This window comes from Lacticaseibacillus sp. 22 (assembly GCF_055413445.1).
In genome coordinates this window covers 1-19,607 of record NZ_JBVAYD010000021.1, presented here as the reverse complement: position 1 = coordinate 19,607, position 19,607 = coordinate 1, and the positions used below count along the sequence as shown (strand labels likewise).

Below are 19,607 nucleotides of genomic sequence, written 5' to 3'. Positions count from 1 at the left end.
ATCAAAAAATGATGAGCAAAGTATCGTTAGTTTATTTTTTCTCTTTAAATGGGGTGAACACATGGGAAAGTTCATTAAGAAAAAACCATCGACTAAAACGGCTAATTTCAAGATGTATAAAGCTGGGAAACACTGGCTTTTCACCTTTAGCACCTTAACGTTTCTTGCCGGTGGTGCCGGATTTGTCTTTTCCGGGAATCAGGCCGTTCATGCCGATTCAAATGACAATCAACGGGTGATTGATGCTGCCAGTGCACAAACGGCAGCGTCGATTCATACTGCTCCAACAGCACCTAGTACAGCTTCAAGTTCAGCAACTACCGCAACTCCGGCCACTGACGCCGCAACGGTTACTAATGCTACGCCGGCTATTGCGACCACAACAACACAGCCAAAGGTAGAAAAGCAACCGCAGACACAACAAGCCGTTGCGTCCGCGGAAATACCGGTTGCCAAGACTGAAGCGAGCAGTTCTGGCACAAACTCAGTCGTTTCGTCTGCAGCGCCATCAAGTGCGGCGCCAGTTGCTAAGGCAGCGGTTCAGTCCAGCAATGCGACTACTTCGGCAGCTGCCGGTATTACCGTTGCAGCAAGCAGTTCCACTAGTAGTGCCACTTCAACTGCTGTAACTCAAGCTGCTGCACCTGCAAGTTCCGAAACCGAAAACAACAATACCAAAAACGTGGTTGTATCAAAAACACTTGCTGCGATGCCAGTGGTGGATGATGCGGGAACACCTAGCACCGTTGTTTTTACGAAAACAAATCCTCGCGGTACAGCTACAGTTACGTCGCCCAATGTTTCCATTTTTGCTGGAGATACTTCCATTGATAAAGTTGTCGATTCAAACTTTACCGCATTTGGTAATGGTAGTTTGGCAACCTTTACACTTGCACCTAATTGGGTCATTACGGGTAGTACCGCGGCAAATAATATTGACTATACGCATCCACTTAATCCTTTTGCCTCTGATGGTCTTTTAGGACCTTTCTTGACCTTCCAAAACAGTGCCGGGACGGTCGGCGATATGCTCGCCAGTCAAGTTGGCAGACCCAATGATGCGAATGTTCCAATCTGGATCGCAGGCTCTTCGTATAAAACACCAGGCGTTTACGCTGTCCAATACAGTATTAATACAAATCAGACAAAACCCTTAGTTGGACCTTTCAATGGGACACTATTTTCGTATTTCCTGGTAACGGTAAAGTCCGCGCTCAATCCTGATTCCGATGCTGCTATTGCTGCCAGTGCGGCTGTTACTGCCAGTGGCGCATTAACAAAGGCAAATTCCGCAAGCAGTATCGCCAGCTCGGCAAGTGGTGCTGCTAATGGTGCCAGTGATCAAGTTGCCAGTCTTGCCACAGCAAACCCTGACAACCAATCACTTGCAGATCTTTCAAAAACTGCATCTAGTGCAGCGGCAGTAGCCTCAAGTTATGCGGTTGCTGCAAGCTCAGATGCTGCCTTTGCCAAACAGGCAGTCGCGACTGTCAATGCCGCCAACGCAACTGCGTCTTCAGCAGCGGCCGCCGCCAAAGCTGCCAGCGCTGCAGGAAAAACCGATGAAGCAACCTCACTTGCCAAGCAGGCTGCTGATGCTGCTGCAACTGCCAGTCAACAAGCACCGATTGCAAACTCCGCCGCTGATAAAGCACTATCTGAAGCAAACGCTGCCTCTTCAGCAGCAGAGGACGCTTTAAATGCGGCAAAATCAGCGGCAACGATTGCTGGCTCAACCAGTAGCACTGCAGCTGCAAAAAGCAATGCCAGTCTGGCTGCGGACACAGGAAGCAAAGCGTATGATAAAGCCAACCTTGCATCGACGGTTGCCAACAGCGCCAGTGCCATAGCAAGTGCTGCAAATGATACCGCAACTTCTGCCAAAGCCGTGGTTGACAAAGCTGCAAGTGCCTATCCAACAAACGAATCGCTTGCAAAACTTTCTGCAACCGCTTCGACTGCAACATCGATGACCGCTAGTTACGCTGCATCTGCTTTTGCTAGCAACTCACAAGCAAGTGACTTAGCAGGTAAAGTAAAATCGGCAAATGATACGGTCATTTCAGCAGTTGCGCAAACTAATAGCGCTCTGGCCGCGAAGAACTTACCAGATGCCACTTCCTACGCTACTATCGCTTCTAGTGCTGCATCATTGGCAAGTCAACTAGCAGACCAAACGAGTACTGCAGCATCCAATGCATTAGCATCAGCACTTGCAGCTAGTGAAAATGCCAAAATTGTCACCTCGGCAGCAAGTGAAGCAGCCAAACTCTCCGCAAGTTTAGGCACGACTACCGGCAGCACTGCAGCTGACAGTAAAAACGCCAGCCTAGCTTATACAGCAGCAACGTCGGCTTCGGCTGAAGCAAATAATGCTAGTGCAATAGCCAAAACAGCTAGCACGACTGCAAGCTCAGCCAATGTTGCGGCTACCGGTTTTGCATCTTCATTCCCTGATAATGCTTCTCTTGCTAGTTTGGCAGTTAAAGTAGGACAGGCAGCTAGCTTAACTTCAAGCTTTGCTACGTCTGCCAGCGCTTTTGCAAGCCAGGCTAGCGATCTTGCTACTCGAGTAAGTGATGCAAATTCCCAAGCACAGGAAGCAGCGAATAAAGTAACTAGCGCTGCCAATGCCGGTGATACCGCTGGCGTTGCTTTGTACTCGGGGCAAGCATCAACAGCAGCTTCGAACGCGACAGATTTGGCAAACCAGACAAAATCAGCTGCTAGTTCAGCAATGTCCTATGCATTGCAGGCAAAATCTCAGGCAGCCATTGCCTCTGACGCAGCAACTGTTGCTGCAGGGATTGCTGGCAACTTGAAGTCTGCCGCAGCAGGTGATGCGGGAGTGGGTAGTACCGTTGCCCGGTCAGCATCGGTTGTCGCAAGCACTGCATCAACTGTTGCTAACAATGCCAGCACCATTGCAAGTAATGCCAGTGCCGTAGCCCTTTCTGCTAAAAATCTAACTTCTAGTGCTGCAAGTAGTTTCCCACAAGACAGCTCGTTGGCGGCTTTATCGACAACGGCTTCTAGCGCACAAGCTGTTGCTTCGGATTACGCTGCAAAAGCCAGTTCGGCCGCTTTTGCCGCAAGTAGTTACGCAGGCCAAACAAGTTCTGCCAATGAAGGTGCCAAACGTGCTGCCTCTTTAGCAAATGAAGCATTAGCAGCAGGGCAAAATGATGCAGCTGCAAAGTTTGGTAGTCAGGCAAAAGATGCCGGAAGTCTGGCTAGTTCGCTAGCAGACAATGCCAATGCGGCAGCAAGTCTTGCGCAAAGCGAGGCCTTACAAGCTAAGTCCGCAGCTGACGAAGCTTCCAAAGCCGCACTTTCAGCACAAGGTCGGGTTGCAACGTTGACGTCAGACACGACTAAAGAAACAAGTGCCGCCAGTGACAAGGCAAGCGCAGCAAGTGTGGCGGCAAAATCTGCTTCAACTGTTGCTAATAATGCAAGCACCGTTGCAAGTACCGCCATCAGTGTGGCTAGTTCAGCAAACAATGTAACCGCTTCGTTAACCGCCACCTATCCTAAAGATCCGTCATTGACCAGCCTTTCTGCAGTGGCTTCAAGTGCAAATAGCACAACCGCTGGATTTGCCAAAAGTGCAGCAGCTGATGCCGCTGCCGCAAGCAGTTTGGCTCAAAAAGTAGTCGCGGCAAACAAAGCGGCGAGCTTGGCAGCTTCACAGGCGAACAGTGCCATTGCCGGTGGTGATTTACAAGCCGCATCGAGCTTTAAAGCACAAGCTGTGACTGCTGCGTCTAGTGCAGCTGATCTTGCCAGTCAAGCAAACGGTTTGGCTAATCAGGCTTCGACAGAGGCAGATCAGGCTAATTCGACTGCTGCGATTGCTTCACAAGCTGCAAGTAGTGCGATTGAATTAGCCGGGAGTCTTGCTAAAGCCACATCCGATACAGCCGAAAAAGCTTCTAGTGTTGCCACTTCAGCCTCTGTTGTTGCAAGCGCTGCATCAATCACGGCTAATTCGGCTAAGTCAATTGCAGTCGCTGCGTCAAATAAAGCAAAGTCTGCTGGTGACGTTGCGGCTAGTGTTGCAACACGCTTCCCGAAGGATCAGTCAGTTGCCTCTCTAGCGACAGCAGCTGGCAATGCGGTTAGCTTGGCTTCCAGTTATGCGGCAGGCGCAATTGAAGATGCCTCATTGGCAAGTAGTTATGCCACTGCCGCTTCACAAGCAAATGGCGTTGCAAGTGAAACTGCATCCCTTGCAAATAGTGCCTATGTGAATGGCAATATTTCGGAAGCTTCGTCATATGCAGCAAGTGCTTCAAAGGCCGCTACAGAGGCTTCTTCTGCCGCTGACAAAGGTAAAAATGCGGCTACCAAAGCATTGAGTGAGGCATACGCAGCCAGTTCTGCGGCCAATGACGCTGCAAGCATTGCAGTTGCAGCTAGCACCGCGGCTTCGAGTCTTGCTTCATCCATTACCAGCGGCAATACTGCGGCTAGTGATAAAGCGAGTGCAGCCAGCGATGCAGCGCGGTCGGCGTCGGTCGTGGCAAGTACAGCCTCTGTTAAGGCAAACTCGGCCAATGCTATCGCCAGCACTGCAAGTAGTGTCGCAGCATCCGGCTATCAAGATGCTTCAAACATTGCAACGCGTTATCCTGGCAATCCTTCACTAACCAGTCTTGCCACTGTGGCATCTTCTGCAAATAGTGAAACTGCTGACTTAGCTAAATCAGCAAGCTCGGATGCATCTGCTGCAAGTAGTTATGCAGCGATTGCCAGTGCAGCGAACAGTAAAGCTGCTTCTGCGGCTTCAAGAGCTAATACTGCGCTTGATGTTGGCGACCTTTCCAATGCCTCAAGTTTAGCGGACCAAGCATCGATTGCAGGCGTGACAGCTTCTTCGGCGGCTGACAAGGCAAACTCGGCTGCAGATCAAGCACTAAACGAAGCAAACTTGGCAAGTGAAAAAGCAAAAGTTGCCGTTAGTGCTGCTGCCACGGCGCGTGATGTCGCTTCTAAAGCTGATGCCAGTGCAACTGCTTATACTGCCAGCTCTGCAACCGCGATTGCGAACAATGCAAGCGCAATCGCCAGCAATGCAAGTAGTGTTGCTGATTCTGCTTATCAAGAAGCCTCGGCTAAAGCAAGTAACTATCCGTCAAACAACTCATTAGCATCACTGGCCAAAGCTGCTTCAGACGCTAATAGTGTTGCCGCGAGTTATGCTTTGACGGCTAGCGCTGATGCATCTGCGGCAAGTAGCTTTGCCGATCAAGTCAGTTCAGCAAATGCCACTGCCAAAACAGCCGCTGCTCAGGCAACGGCAGCCAGTCAACGTGGTGATCATACGGCTGCCCAAAACCTGAATAATCAGGCATCTGCTGCAGCTGACATTGCTTCAGAATACGCGGACAAGGCAAATGATGCCGCCGGTAAAGCATTAAGTGAAGCAAACAAAGCAGACTCCGCAGCCAGCCAAGCCGTAAGCGCAAATAATCGTGCAAAACAGATTGCGGATACGGTTTCCGCAGCCAATGATCAAGCTTCATCTAAAGCTAGTCAGGCCAGCGAAAGTGCTTTATCTGCTTCTGTCGTAGCTCAAGAAGCTTCCGCCACTGCAAATAATGCCAGCGCTATTGCCAGTGCTGCTTCTGACACGGCTAAGTCTGAAAATGCAATTGCTTCAAGTGCTGCCAGCCGGTTCCCTGGCAATGATTCTCTGGCCAGCCTTGCAAAGACTGCCAATGATGCAACGATTCAAGCATCAAGCTATGCCACTCAAGCCTCAGCTGCTGCCGGCTCTGCTGTCAGTCTGGCGAAGGTAACAAGTAGTGCCAATCTTGCTGCCAGCAAAGCTGCTTCCCAAGCTAACAGCGCTATTGTAGCTGGCAATATGTCTCAAGCTTCGACCTTTGCAAATCAGGCTTCAAACTTTGCCAAAATTGCTAGCTCAGCCGCCGATGCTGCAAGTAGTACAGCTGATGACGCCATGAGCGCTGCACTACAGGCTAAGGGTCAAGCAGCTATCGCCTCAAGCGTTGCAGATGATTCAAAACGTTTGGCGGGCAACATCGCAACACAAGGTGATCGACTTGTCAGTGATGCGACCAAAGCCGCTGATCGGGCAAAAGCAAGCGGCGATATCGCTGAATCAGCTGCAGTCAAATATCCAAGTGACACAGCCATTACGAGTGCAAATAATGTCGCTAAGCAAGCAGCTGACGAGGCTTCAGACAGTGCAGAGAGTGCTAAGTCGGCTGCACAAAGCGGTGACATTCCGGCTGCATCAAGTGCCGCTGCCGAAGCTAAGAGTCATGCTAGTCAGGCAAGTATTGCAGCTGACTTGGCATCAAGCTTAGCTGTGGTTCATGACAAAGACGCTAAGAGCTATGCTGCCAGTGCCGTAAAATCAGCTAGTTTAGCTAGTTCCAGTGCCGATGTTGCAACGGCAGTGGGCAGTCAATATCCTGATGATCCGACAATTTCTCGTGCCAGTTCCGTAGCCCAACAAGCTGCAAAAGATGCATCGCTTGCAGCAGATACGGCAAAAGACGCTGCCGCTCGCGGTGATGACGCAATCGCCTCAAGTGCCGCTGATATTGCCAAATCTGCCGCTGATCAAGCGGAAGCTGCTGCCAAAACAGCACTTAAAACAGCAGATAGTATCGCAGCCGCAAAGAAAGCGGCGGCAACTAGTTTTGCTGGTGATGCTGCACAAGCGGCTAGTCAGGCAAGCTCAAGTGCAGATGTTGCTACTTCTGCGGCAACCAAATATCCGGATGAGCCAGAAATTCAAACTGCAACAGATAGTGCATCTGCAGCAGCGGCTAAAGCTTCAAGTGCTGCAGATGCAGCCAGAAGTGCAGCTCGAACCGGTGATGATATTGCTGCTTCTGTTGCTGCTTCTAATGCTAAAACCGCAGCTACCGAAGCCAGCACAGCGGCTGCTAAGGCAAGCGCTGCTGCAAAAGCAAAAAGCACGGCTGCAAGCAGTTATGCCAATGAAGCAACTAAGGCTGCCAGTCAAGCGGGCTCCAGTGCTAATGTAGCTGGAAAAGCAGCAACGAAGTACCCGAATGACTCATCAATTGGGGCGGTAACTGAATTGGCTAAGTCTGCGGCAGATACGGCTTCGAGTGCAGCTACAGATGCTCAGCGTGCCACCCAAGTCGGCGATGATGTGACAGCTTCACAAGCTGCAGATACCGCCAAGAGTGCCGCGATAGTTGCCAGTCAGGCTGCTTCACAAGCAAGTGACGCGGCTAAAGCAAAAGCAACAGCTGCGTCAAGTTTTGCCGATGACGCTGTCAAGGCCGCTGGTCAGGCGGGCTCCAGCGCTGATGGTGCCGTATCTGTTGCTACTAAGTATCCTAATGATCCAAACATCAAAGCCAATACGGATGTTGCTACGTCTGCAGCCGATATTGCCAAGAGTGCTGCAACTGACGCTAAGAGTGCTGCACAAGGCGGCGATGATGCCAAAGCGTCTTCTGCCGCAGCAACAGCTAAGAGCGCAGCAATTGTTGCCAGCACCGCTGCTGCCAAAACAAGCGATGCAGCCAAGGCAAAAAATGTCGCAGCATCAAACTATGCTACTGATGCTGCTCAATCTGCAAGTTTAGCAAACTCAAGCGCTCAGTTAGCTGAAAGTGCTGGGGCAAACTATCCTGAAGATGCTGGCATTGTAGCAGCAACCAGTCTTTCAAGATCTGCTGCTTCAACGGCAACAAGCGCCTCCAATGATGCCAAGTATGCGGCGTTAGACGGTCAAGATGACGCGGCGAAGTCTGCAGCAGAAATAGCAAAGTCAGCTGCAACCGTTGCTAGCGATGCTGCCGCAAAAGTGATTGCAGCAGCAAAAGCTAAGGGTGAAGCAGCCTCGAGTTATGCCAGTGCAGCTGATCAGTCAGCCAAGCAAGCCAGCTCCAGTGCCGATCAAGCGAGTTCTGCGGCAACGAAGTATCCGGAAGATCCGGCAATCAAGAGTTCAGCTGACCTAGCGAAGTCTGCTGCTGATGACGCGGCTAAGTCTGCGGCAGCAGCCAAGGATGCGGCGAAGTCAGGTGACGATTCACGGGCAGCCAGTGCCGCTGCCGGTGCGAAGAGTTCTGCCGATTTAGCAAGCTCTGCCGCAACGAAAGCGGCCGGAGATGCGAAGGCTAAGGATGATGCTAAAGCCCAAGCTGACGCCAAAGCTAAGGGTGAAGCAGCCTCGAGTTATGCCAGTGCAGCTGATCAGTCAGCCAAGCAAGCCAGCTCCAGTGCCGATCAAGCGGGTTCTGCCGCAACGAAGTATCCAGAAGATCCTGCAATCAAGAGCTCAGCTGACCTAGCGAAGTCTGCTGCTGATGACGCGGCTAAGTCTGCGGCAGCAGCCAAGGATGCAGCGAAGTCAGGTGATGATTCACGGGCAGCCAGTGCCGCTGCCGGTGCAAAGAGCTCAGCCGATTTGGCAAGTTCTGCTGCAGCGAAAGCAGCTGGTGATGCGAAGGCTAAGGATGATGCTAAAGCCCAAGCTGACGCCAAAGCTAAAGGTGAAGCAGCCTCAAGCTATGCTACTGCAGCTGATCAGTCAGCCAAGCAAGCCAGCTCCAGTGCCGATCAAGCGGGTTCTGCCGCAACGAAGTATCCAGAAGATCCTGCAATCAAGAGCGCGGCTGACCTAGCGAAGTCCGCTGCTGATGACGCGGCCAAATCCGCGGCAGCAGCCAAGGATGTAGCTAAGTCAGGTGACGATTCACGGGCAGCCAGTGCCGCTGCCGGTGCTAAGAGCTCAGCCGATCTGGCAAGTTCTGCTGCAGCAAAGGCAGCTGGAGATGCGAAGGCTAAAGATGATGCCAAAGCCCAAGCTGAAGCAAAAGCTAAAGGCGATGCTGCATCAAGTTATGCCAGTGCAGCTGACCAGTCAGCCAAGCAAGCCAGCTCCAGTGCCGATCAAGCAAGTTCTGCCGCAACGAAGTATCCAGAAGATCCTGCAATCAAGAGCGCGGCAGATCTAGCGAAGTCCGCTGCTGATGACGCTGCCAAGTCTGCCGCAGCAGCTAAGGATGCAGCGAAGTCGGGTGACGACTCACGGGCGTCCAGTGCCGCTGCCGGTGCGAAGAGTTCTGCAGATTTGGCAAAATCAGCTGCTGATAAAGCTAAAACAGCTGCTGCAGCGCACACGCCAGGTTCCGATGCTGCGCCTAAACCAACTCAAAGCGATTTTGCAAGCACGGCTCATGCCGCAACGACCGCAGCCGACTTAGCTGCTTCAGTTGCAGCTAAAGCGGCCAGTGAAACGGCAAGTTTTGCTGATGGTAAACCTAAGAATTCTTCGTTAGCTTACTTGAAGTCCGACGCGATTAACGCGGCGAAAATTGCTGCCAGTGCGGCTAAAGACGCTGCTTCCTTCGCGGCACTCAGTAAAGCTGCGCAAGAGCTTGCACACGATTATGTTGATCCGAATAAAGCAGCTCAAGCACTTTCCTACGCTGCACAATATGCTTCATCAGCGACTGCGGCGGCGGATAAGGCCAAGAGTGCTGCTACCCGGGCACAAACTGATCGTGATCTTGCCGAACAGATTGCCAGTCACGATGTGGATACCAAGGGTGTTAAAGATGTTGACGGAACGTCTAAAAATCCAAAAAGCCAAGACGTAGGACATTCTGAACTAGGTGCAAACTCAGGCAGCCAGGACAACACCGTTCATACAGTTGCTACTGACACCAGCGTTGGGGATAAAACCAATCCTGGTACAACTGCTGACATCATCGCTAAAAACGGAAGTGGGCAAACTAAAGATGGAAGTGGACACACACTTCCGCAAACTGGTGAAACTGAAGAAGCTGCCTTGCTTGCACTAGCAGGTATTGTACTGATGGGGACACTAGCAGCCATGGGCAAAAAGAAGCATCGCGAAGATTAATTAACTGAAAGGAAGCCATTAATATGAAGACTAATCAACATCCAACCCGTGCAGCGCCTTAGGGTGTTGCTAAGAAAACTTTTGCCAACTTGATCGTTAACAAAGAGGAGCGCTGGAAAATGCTCCAGTCAAAAAATTGTCGAACGGTTTTTGATTTGGAAATATTGCGCAAAGTAACAAGTTTGATCTTTGCTACAGGAGCATCGTCAATTCACCAATTCTAGAGACAACCGGCTAAAAGCGATTTTCTGGGTGATACGCGTTTGGCTAATACAACTAAAGATTAATCGAGTCATTTTTAGGAATTCGTGAAGGTGACATCAAGATGATGCAGATGTAGATGAAAAAGGGGTGTTTTAATTTGAAAAGCAATCAAGGAAGTGGGCCTGATAATACCAATCGGATTCAGATGAGGCGCACACATTTCCGCTCTTGGAAAAAAGGAAAACGGTGGCTCTTTGCATCATCGCTTATTGTCACGGTCATCGGTGCCGGTGCCTTAGAATCGGGCAAAACTGTTAAGGCTGATTCAGTCACACCGGAAACGATTCGAGTGGCAGCCGCGATTGATCAAGTGGGAACGCATGAACAAAAGCCGGCTGCTCAACAAGAACCAGCACATGCTCAGGTGAGTCAAGCGCCGGTAAGTAAGCCGGTGGTGGCAGCTAGTTCGGCGGCAACACCAGCTGCCTCACAAGCAGCGCAACCACAATCCATCGCGTCAGTGGCTGGCGTTCAATCGGTTGCCAGCCGTGAACCAACTCAGATATACCAGACAGTCACTACATCCAGTGCTGTATCGTCACCTTCCTCAGCCACCACGTATGCACCAACCGTTACGCCTGCTAGCGCTTCGGTCACGACTTCAAAAGAAACGAACCAGAACAGCAAGCAGTCGCTACAGACTCAAGATATTCAGGTTCAGGCAAAAGAACACTTTGATCCAGCTGTTGCTTTGCTTGGTGGAACTGATAGTAAAGGTAATGTGCTGAGTCCTGATGATATTAATCTTGTTGGGACGGTTAATACCGGTATCCCGGGCACCTATTATTTACGATACGAATACACTGACCCTTACACGCAGGAAAAGCTTGGCAAGAATGTCCGCGTTATCGTGAAGCCAAACACGTTAGCTCAGCCTCTAGAAAATCAAGTTAACCAGACCTCAGCATCGAGCCTGGCTGCGACCCCGCTTGAATTGAGTGATGCCGCATCTTCAGCTCCTTCACTGGCTTTGGACGCTGCTGCGTTATCCAGTGCTAAATCGGCCTTGACGTCATTTGCTAAAACTGATCAAGGCAGGATTGCGTTAAGCGAAGCAGCAAATAAAATTACATCAGGTGTTAATTTCCTGAGTGCCGCAACTTCACTTAGCAACGATCCCAAAGTAAAAGCGTTTCAGGCGCAACTTTCCGAAGCTGTTGCCACGTCCGATGTTGCCTTGCAAAAATCGCTGGTCGCGTCTTTTAATGCCACAGCTGAAGGTAGTGCATTGGCATCATTGGCGAGTTTTGAAGCTTCGGTTGCTAGTGATCCGGCACTTCAATCAATGATGTCATCGCTATCGTCAACTGCAGAGGCAAAATCCGCTGCCGATGCTAGTGCAACTTCATCATTCATGGCAACTGCTTATGGCAAACGACTCTTGGCTGATGCATCATCTGCTGCTTTTGCAGGTTCGTTGGCAAGCGCGGCTGCGGTTTCATCGTTTGCCCAAACCGAAGATGGTAAGCAAATGATTGCTGCTTTGTCCTCGTATGCAACAAATTCCGAATTTGCTGCCTTTAATACGGCACTATCCTCTGCTGTTGCCGCTTCAAACACAAGTCTTGCGCAGTCTTTGGCCACATCCTTTTTCGCCACTTCGCTTGGATCGGCCTTTGCTCAGGATATGGCACGCTTTGAAGCAACAAATTCCTATAAAGCCATGCAATCAGCAATCTCAGTGGCTCAAGACAGTGTGGCTAAACAGTTAAGGTCAACGTTAATCGCTTCCGCACAATCAGTGGTTAAAGCGGACACTGGGTTTAGCTTAACCGGGGTTTTAGGTGGCATTACCAACTTTATATGGAACGCGGTTTCGTGGTTAGCTACCAATATTAATCCAATTCGTTTAATTCCTAATTTAACCGGACTTGGGCAAGTGGGTGAATTGATTGAATCCGTGATCGGCGGAACTGTTGGTAGTGCGTTTTATGGAACCGTCACAACGGCGGTAGGTGGCTTTGCGGCATGGTTTATTGCTGGCGTTCCGGCAACGGTTCTAGATTCAATTGTCGGGATTATCCCGATCGTTGGTTGGATTGCTAACGGTGGTAACGCTGCTGAACTTGGTTGGGTTGGTGGGATTACCGGTTGGCTAACCGGGATTGTCGGCTCAACAGTTGGTGCTTATTACGGTGCGACCATGGCGCCAGGCCTTTCTAAAGATGGAAAAGTTGACGCCGTTGTCAGTGGGGTTGCATTAGGGTCAACCATTGGCGGTCTTATCGGGCACACGCTCTCAAACTGGCTGATTTCTTACACCATCGGCATGATCGTCTTCGGTATTGCCGGCGTTATCGTTGTTGCGGCCGGGTTCCTCGGACTGGGGCCCATTGTCAACCCGTTGGAATTTATCCTCCTTGGTTGGGTGACGCCGCTGACTGACACGATTGCCAGCTTGATTGGTTCGCCAATCGGTGCTGCAATCGGTGGGATTATCGGCGGTATTGCAGGTTGGTTGCTCCAGTTAGTAGGCGTGAAACTTAACTTACCTGACGCTGCCGGTGTCCTCAAAGGGGTTGCACAATTACCGGGTATTTCCGACTTGATTGGGACCATTGCTAAGATCTCTTCAAAAGCAGGAAAACTGGTCACCAAAAATCTTGTCATTCGGGCTAAACAATCCTTTGATCCTAGCGAGGCATTAGTCAGTGCCACGGACGGCGATGGTAAGGCCGTCGATATTTCTGATCTTTCTATCGACGGAAGCGTGACCGTCTCGATTCCGGGAACTTATATCCTGAAGTACTACTTCACCAATGCCGCTAATAATAATGAAATTGTTGAACAACAAGTATACGTCACCGTGACGAGGTAAAAAATATGCATGCAAAAATTGAACTCAAAAATCTGACCCTGAAGAAAAATGAAAGTTTCCAGCCAGAAGCACTTCTTGTTGAGGCAACTGATTCTTCAGGTCATCAGGTTCCGTTAGAAAATTTCCGCATGTCAGGCGAAGTAAAGCCTTGGATTCCAGGCGTTTATCCAATTATCATCAGCTTTACTGATCCTGAATCCAACCAGCAAATTGAAAACAAAGCATTGGTCACTGTTATTCAATAAGGCTGGTCAGTCGTTTTTTCTGAAGACTAAAAGAGGTCAATTTTCAAAGTTGATTGGCCTCTTTTCTACATAAAATTGTCCCAATGGTTCTTTCAAAAACGATTGGACTCAAGACACTGAAGTTTGGAGGGTATGGATGATGAGGCAGAAACAATTGCAGTCCGCGTTGTTGGACCGCCATGGCAAATTCAAGACAGCTAAAGTTCGCGGAAAATGGATGAAGGCATCGGAGGTTGTTTTGTCTTTTTCTGTTTTGGTCGCATTTAGCTCACTACATCCTGTGACTGCCTCCACAACGGCTAATGAAGAGCAGCCAGCAACCCATACAGTCACAAGTTCAGCTGCATCGGATCGTGCTTCTCCCGACATCACTTCAGTAGCTTCCGGCAGCAAAGATTCATCACCACCGGTTAATAGCTTCGAAGCTAACGGCGCCCAGCAAAAAACGGTTCAGCCCTTGGAAACCATGAAGACGGCGACTGCGAATAACCCAGAGCCGGAAGCCAAGGAACCGGTGTCAGGTGATCAAAATGAAAAGCACGATTTAACTGCGGCTGACCCAAATACGAATCAGTCGCCCAGTATCGCAACAGCACCCGTTACCATCGCCCAAAAATCTTCTTGGACACCGGAAAAAAATTTTCTGAATGCCAATGACTCGAACGGACAGGCAGTACCAATCGATGCTATTCAAGTCATCGGAACCGTTCATCCAGCGATCGTAGGTACCTATTTCGTTCAGTATGCTTTTACTGATGCCCCAACCGGAAAAGATGTGGCGCAATTTTCTTCTGTCAACGTGACCAATCAAGCTAGTGCAATTGATGAACGGCAGATAGGCGGGGACGTCTTGCCGCCAACACCTTCAGAAACAGTGGCTGCAATCAAGACAAAAGACACTTTGTTAGCTAAAAAATCATCATGGACACCTGACATCAATTTTGTGAGTGCTACTAATAGTGATGGTGCGCCGGTTCAGCTCGAAGATATTTCGGTAACAGGTACGGTTAATCCGGCTTATGAAGGAACTTATTTCATCCGTTTTAGTTTTATGGATCCAAAACTGAAACAGCTGATTGCAAACATGGCGAGGGTAACAGTTGTCAGTAGTCTGACCTCGAAACCGAATCCGGGTGCTTCGGAGATGTTGAAGGTGAAAAATCTATCATCTTTTTTTCCTTCAACATCCAATTATCCAAGCGTTAAAAATGAGTATCTGCTAGATGATCCGAACTTCAAACCGGATGAGGCTGAGATTGTCAGCTACTTTCATCAATATGTCAATGAATTGCGGGCTTTGAACGGACAGTCGGCGTTGACAATTTCGGAACGCGATACAAGTCGGGCACAACAACGCGTGCGGGCGATTGTTGAAGATTTTAATCATGAAGCCGTTAGTCACGCAACGGAGAACATCGGTACGAACACTGGCATTACGGATCATATGCGGTCTAATCAGGAGATCGCATATTACATGGTGATGGCCTGGTATGACGAGACCGATAACCCGGAGCCGCTTGGTAACGGACATTATGGGCATCGGGCGAATTTAATTTATGGCGGGCCGTCAATGGGCGTGAGTTTTTACCGTCCCCCTGCAGGTAGCGCTGAGTTTAGCGATTATTATGCCTTTGAAGCGCCTATTTACACCGACTTAGGCCTTTACCTTAAAGCAAAAGCAATGGCCAACTCGTTAACGAATCCTACCAGTATACCGCTACCTAATATTTCTTTTGTGTATGTCAATGCATCTTTGCTAGCCGAACTCCGCAGCTATCTGAATGCATCACCTTTGGGACAACTTGATGCGACTGCGAAAAGTAATGCGAAACCCAGCTTATCAATAGCATAGTCGCAGAACGTTCCTGTAAGATTAAGGTATAATGATGCCCGCAGTTCTAGAGATTTTAACGATGATAGTAATCAAATACAGGTTCTTTTGATAATTCTCACGAAAAATTGATCGAGTTAAGTATATGCGTGAGAGGATTCTTATTCGACTTATGATCTACAGAGGAGGACAACATGGGAATTTTTAATCGAAAAGAGCAATCGGAGACGCCGGATGTGCTCAACTCATTAAATGAACGCCTGAGCGAAAACCAGCAACGGCAGAAACTGGGCGGGGGAAATCAGGAACTCCAGCAGGAAAATACCGGCGATCAGCAAAAAGACGAGCCTACAACGGGCAAAACCTTGTCGCCAGAACAGCTTGAGCAACTCAACAGCGCAGCCTCTTTAGCCACTGAAATTCTGAAACCGGCAACCGGCAGCGGCCGTACTTGGTCCATGAACATCTCTGGCGGGACTGAATTAAATTTTGCCAATGATCAACTGACTGTTTATGTCAAAGATGAACCAGCTTCAACAGCGCAACTGCAACCAGCCACCCCATCTAAAGCCATCGCAAGCCAGCCACAAGCAGCCGCTATGCCAGCCCAACCAGAGCCGGCCGAGCCTGCTGCCGAGAAAGCTGATAAAAAATCATTAGCAGATCCCAAAACGGTTGTGACTGATAATACGGATGCAGCAACAGCCAGTCAAGCTGAATCGGCAACACAAACACAAGCTGCGGCAGGGGCAAGTGTATCCCAGCTTCAGGCAAAGGCACCAGCCACAGATGACGATGCCAACACAGCTTCACAAATGAATGTGCCGACAGACAACACTAACTTAACCCGCGGGCCTTATTACGAAGCGCAGAAACAAAATAGTACCTTAATTACGCAAATAGCCGTCCTTCAAAAAATGAACACCCGCCTGGCTTCTCAAATCGAACAATGGCAAACTTATCGCACAAAAACGACGGCTTATTTGAAAGACCTTTCTGCTAAATATAAAGCTGTCCTGGCCGAACATGAAAAAGATCAGCAGGTTGTCAGCGAATTTTCGACCTTGCATCAGCAGCATGAAGAACTCAAGGCTCAAAATGAATTGTTACAGACGCAAGTTGCCGATTTGTCCAGTCATCTGGAAGCAGCGGTGTCCGAGCGTGATAAAGCCCAAGCGGCGAAAGAAGCGTTGCAAAACGAGTTAAGTAAACAAATCGTTGCCACTCAAATTGCCGAAACGGATCTTAAGCATGCTCAGGCCGATTTAGCTGCGGCAAAGCAAACCCAGCAGGAGCTGCAAACGGCATTGTCTGATTCTGAAGCTAAGGTGGCGCGGCTATCAGAATTATCTGCTAGTCAGCCAGTTGCCGCCGATGCTGAAACCCAAAAGAACGTGGCCGCACTGGATCAAGCCGGGGTGTTCCCGTCAGAAGATGCGCCGGTTTTTGAAAGTGATTTTCCAGAGGCATAAGGGACGTATCTTGGACTCAAGGTACGACCATTAAGAAATGGGGGACTATTGGTGAACTATTTTGTGAATGAAAACATTTTTTCAATGAACTCAGGAACCGAGTTTTCAGCAGCGCAACGATTACGACTTTTCAAAGATCATGATGTACCTGCTAAAATTTTGACGCGCAACTATAATCCTTTGTTAATTGACGATTTAAAACGCATTAAATTAACCCAGTCAGATGTTTTGAACATGTATGATTATTTTCAGGAAGCGACTTTTGTAGAACCGCGTGATATTGATATTCGCTATACCGAAGTAATTGATAAGTTTGATTATCATATCGTCGGGGTTGATGCTAATGAATCCCAGATTGTCCATCATGGCAAAGTCGTAGGCAAGGCGTTGGTAGCGCCAGCGACAGTCGGTTTGGTGGGTTCATTGGAATATTACAATGACATGAACGCAACCGTGGCTAAAGATGTTTGGGATCGGCGTGGCTTTAAATCGTCAACGCAGTATTTTCATCCTGATGGCCAGCTTGGACCACAGATTTTTTATAGTCCAGAAGGTGCTCCTAAGCTTGAGATTATCCGGATGAATGTGAATGGGACGCTCATGAATACCATGTATCAGCTGCTTGATTATAAAGGCCGGGCATGGCGGTTCAATTCGGAAAGTGAGCTCTTTGTTTTCTTCATGAATGAAGTCGTGGCTGCCGAGCCAAGTGTGTTAATAAATGACCGCCCATCGTTGATTAATGAGGTGGCCGCAGTGACGGGCGCTAACGCTAAGTGGCAATACCTGCACAGCGTTCATACCCACAATCCGGAACAAGTCGGTGGTTCAAGAAACTATGTCGATTATCTGAAGCCGCTGTTTGCCACGCACGCCAATGATTTTGACGGGATTATGGTGGCCACTGACGAGCAAAAGCAAGAGATTGAAAAGTTTTTCCACTTTAAACATGTCATGGTGGTGCCTGACAGTTTTGCAGAAGCACATGATTTAGTGTCGATTGAAAGTCGTGATCGCAATAAAATTGTCTATCTCGGCCGCATCTCACCGGAAAAAGAGCCACAAGAAGCCATTAAAATATTTGCCAAAGCACGTAAAAAGCTTCCGGATTTGCATCTGGATTTTTATGGTTACGTCTCTGACGAAGCAACAAATGAAAGCATGGTTGCGTATAGTAAGGAACTTGGTGTCGATACCGCGATCCATTATCATGGTTATCAATCAGAAGACGAACTCGCTAAAGCGCTTGGAACCGCCGCCGCGATGTTGAGTGTCTCATCATCTGAGGCGTTTGGCATGAATATTCTTCAGGCATTGAGCTATGGCGTACCGGTCATCGGATACAACGTAAAATATGGGCCTAAACTGTTGGTTGAAAATGGTGTCAATGGTTACCTGGTACCAACAGGTGAAAGTAAAGCTGCTGCCGACAGTCTGGTGAAATTGTTGACGAGCACGGAAGCAGGACGCACGTGGCCGGAAATGGTTCAAGCAGCTTATCAACAATCACAAACATTTAGTGCCGATGCTGCCTGGAAACAATGGGAAGCGCAACTTAGCACCGTCCCAAATCTTTTTCTTCGCTTAGATAGGAGTGCCGAACGATGATATTTTTTATTAATTCCAGTTTTAATCAAAGCAACTCGGGAATTGAACATGCCCAGTTGAAACGGGCTGGGTTGTTTCGTGATCACGGTGAACCGTTCAAAATGATTTTTCGTGAGTGGAACCCACGACTGCACGATTATTTACAGGCAAACGGTGTCAGCGATGACGAAACTTTAGGGATGTTTGACTATTTCCAAGCTGCTGAAGAAGTGCCAACCAAGATTTTGCATGCCGAGGATATTGACTTTGGCTTGGATCAGCTTAGTTACCAAAAAGAACCGGAACAATTTCGCTATCTTGTGCTGCGTGGTCAACAATTTGTGGCAAGAATTAATTATTATCGTGATGATCCAACTGAACGGGTCAGTTCGGTTGAGCAATTCGATGCTTTCGGCAATCTGTACCGGGTTGATTTTTACGATTTTCGCGGTTTCTTGTCCTTGTCGCAATGGTATACACCTGATAATAAAGTCGGCACGGAGGTCTGGTATAAGGTTGACGGGCGGCCGGTGCTTGAAACCTTTAACAAGTATGATGCCAAACAGACTTTTACTAAAACCGGCTGGCGGCTGACCGAAGACAATGGAGCGGTGTATCTCTTTTCGGATATCGACGAGTTGACAGTTCATTTTTATAATCGTTTGAATGAGCAATATTGGAACAATAAACGCGCCAATATCTTTATTGTTGATCGATCGCATCTTGGTGACTGGCAACTGCTGCACTTGAGGCGTCCGGCTTATACTGTCTTGCATTTACACAATTCACATGCAGGTGACGCGCAAGATCCGATGCACTCGGTCATGAATAATTTTTATGAGTATGGCTTGATTCACGCTAATGATTATGATGCGATTATTTCCGCCACAGAAAAGCAAACAAGGGACGTGCGCACGCGCTTTCAACCCAAGAGCAAGCTCTTCACAATTCCGGTTGGTGTCATTCCGGATGAACAGTTTGCACGTCCAAAAATTGCTATGGCGGACCGGCAGCAAGGTAAAGTGATTGTCACGGCCCGGGTTGCACCGGAAAAGCGAATTGATCATATTATCGAAGCGATTGGCATTGCTAAAAAAGAGGTTCCTAATATCTCATTAGATGTTTATGGGTACGTCGATCACCGCGACAATGATGAGGCAATGACCAAGATCAATGCCGCCATTGAGAAGTATCAGCTGCAAGACGTGATTAAACTGCATGATTATGTAAAGGATGTTGGCGCGGTGCAACGCGAAGGACAAGTGTATGCGCTGGCGTCGGTGATGGAAGGCTTTAACTTGTCGTTGATGGAAGCGATCAGCAATGGGCTCGTTGGCGTCACTTATGATGTGAACTATGGCCCTAATGAGCTAATTGTTGATGGTGAAAATGGCTATGTTGTGCCATTTGATGATATCAAGGCCATGGCGGCTAAGTTTGTCGACTTATTCAAGCATCCTGATAAGCTGCAGCAGATGTCAGATCGCTCTTATGAACTGTC

The 19,607-nt window shown here is 48.9% G+C and carries 7 protein-coding genes; all 7 read left to right on the top strand.

Annotation, left to right across the window (positions count from 1 at the left end; genetic code table 11):
- The first annotated feature begins 61 nt into the window (after positions 1–61).
- Positions 62–9,889, top strand: coding sequence for a Ser-Ala-175 repeat glycoprotein adhesin SpcB (spcB, locus tag ACWP87_RS09965; RefSeq protein WP_014569703.1), 9,828 nt, complete (start codon positions 62–64; stop codon positions 9,887–9,889).
- A 340-nt stretch (positions 9,890–10,229) separates the two neighbouring features.
- Entirely contained in the window at positions 10,230–12,971 is a 2,742-nt protein-coding gene (locus tag ACWP87_RS09960) for a KxYKxGKxW signal peptide domain-containing protein (protein ID WP_014569702.1), read from the top strand.
- A 5-nt stretch (positions 12,972–12,976) separates the two neighbouring features.
- Entirely contained in the window at positions 12,977–13,216 is a 240-nt protein-coding gene (locus ACWP87_RS09955) for a bacterial Ig-like domain-containing protein (protein ID WP_005684278.1), read from the top strand.
- A gap of 136 nt (positions 13,217–13,352) precedes the next feature.
- On the top strand, positions 13,353–15,068 hold the full coding sequence (gene spcA, locus ACWP87_RS09950; protein WP_014569701.1) for a surface-docked cell-binding protein SpcA: 1,716 nt from the start codon (positions 13,353–13,355) through the stop codon (positions 15,066–15,068).
- A gap of 173 nt (positions 15,069–15,241) precedes the next feature.
- Positions 15,242–16,519 (top strand): hypothetical protein, encoded by a 1,278-nt coding sequence (locus ACWP87_RS09945; RefSeq protein ID WP_014569700.1) that lies wholly within the window; start codon positions 15,242–15,244, stop codon positions 16,517–16,519.
- A 51-nt stretch (positions 16,520–16,570) separates the two neighbouring features.
- Positions 16,571–18,127: a glycosyltransferase gene (locus tag ACWP87_RS09940; protein ID WP_014569699.1), complete on the top strand. Its 1,557-nt coding sequence runs from the start codon at positions 16,571–16,573 to the stop codon at positions 18,125–18,127.
- On the top strand, positions 18,124–19,607 hold a 1,484-nt coding region (locus ACWP87_RS09935), incomplete at its 3' end, for a glycosyltransferase family 4 protein (RefSeq protein WP_031547279.1). The genes ACWP87_RS09940 and ACWP87_RS09935, both read left to right, overlap by 4 nt.

What these genes read in the sequence shown, in the direction of transcription:
- ACWP87_RS09960 (WP_014569702.1), top strand. Translation starts at nt 10,230, where the DNA reads ATGAAAAAGGGGTGTTTTAATTTGAAAAGCAATCAAGGAAGTGGGCCT.
- ACWP87_RS09955 (WP_005684278.1), top strand. Translation starts at nt 12,977, where the DNA reads ATGCATGCAAAAATTGAACTCAAAAATCTGACCCTGAAGAAAAATGAA.
- ACWP87_RS09945 (WP_014569700.1), top strand. Translation starts at nt 15,242, where the DNA reads ATGGGAATTTTTAATCGAAAAGAGCAATCGGAGACGCCGGATGTGCTC.
- spcA (WP_014569701.1), top strand. Translation starts at nt 13,353, where the DNA reads ATGATGAGGCAGAAACAATTGCAGTCCGCGTTGTTGGACCGCCATGGC.
- spcB (WP_014569703.1), top strand. Translation starts at nt 62, where the DNA reads ATGGGAAAGTTCATTAAGAAAAAACCATCGACTAAAACGGCTAATTTC.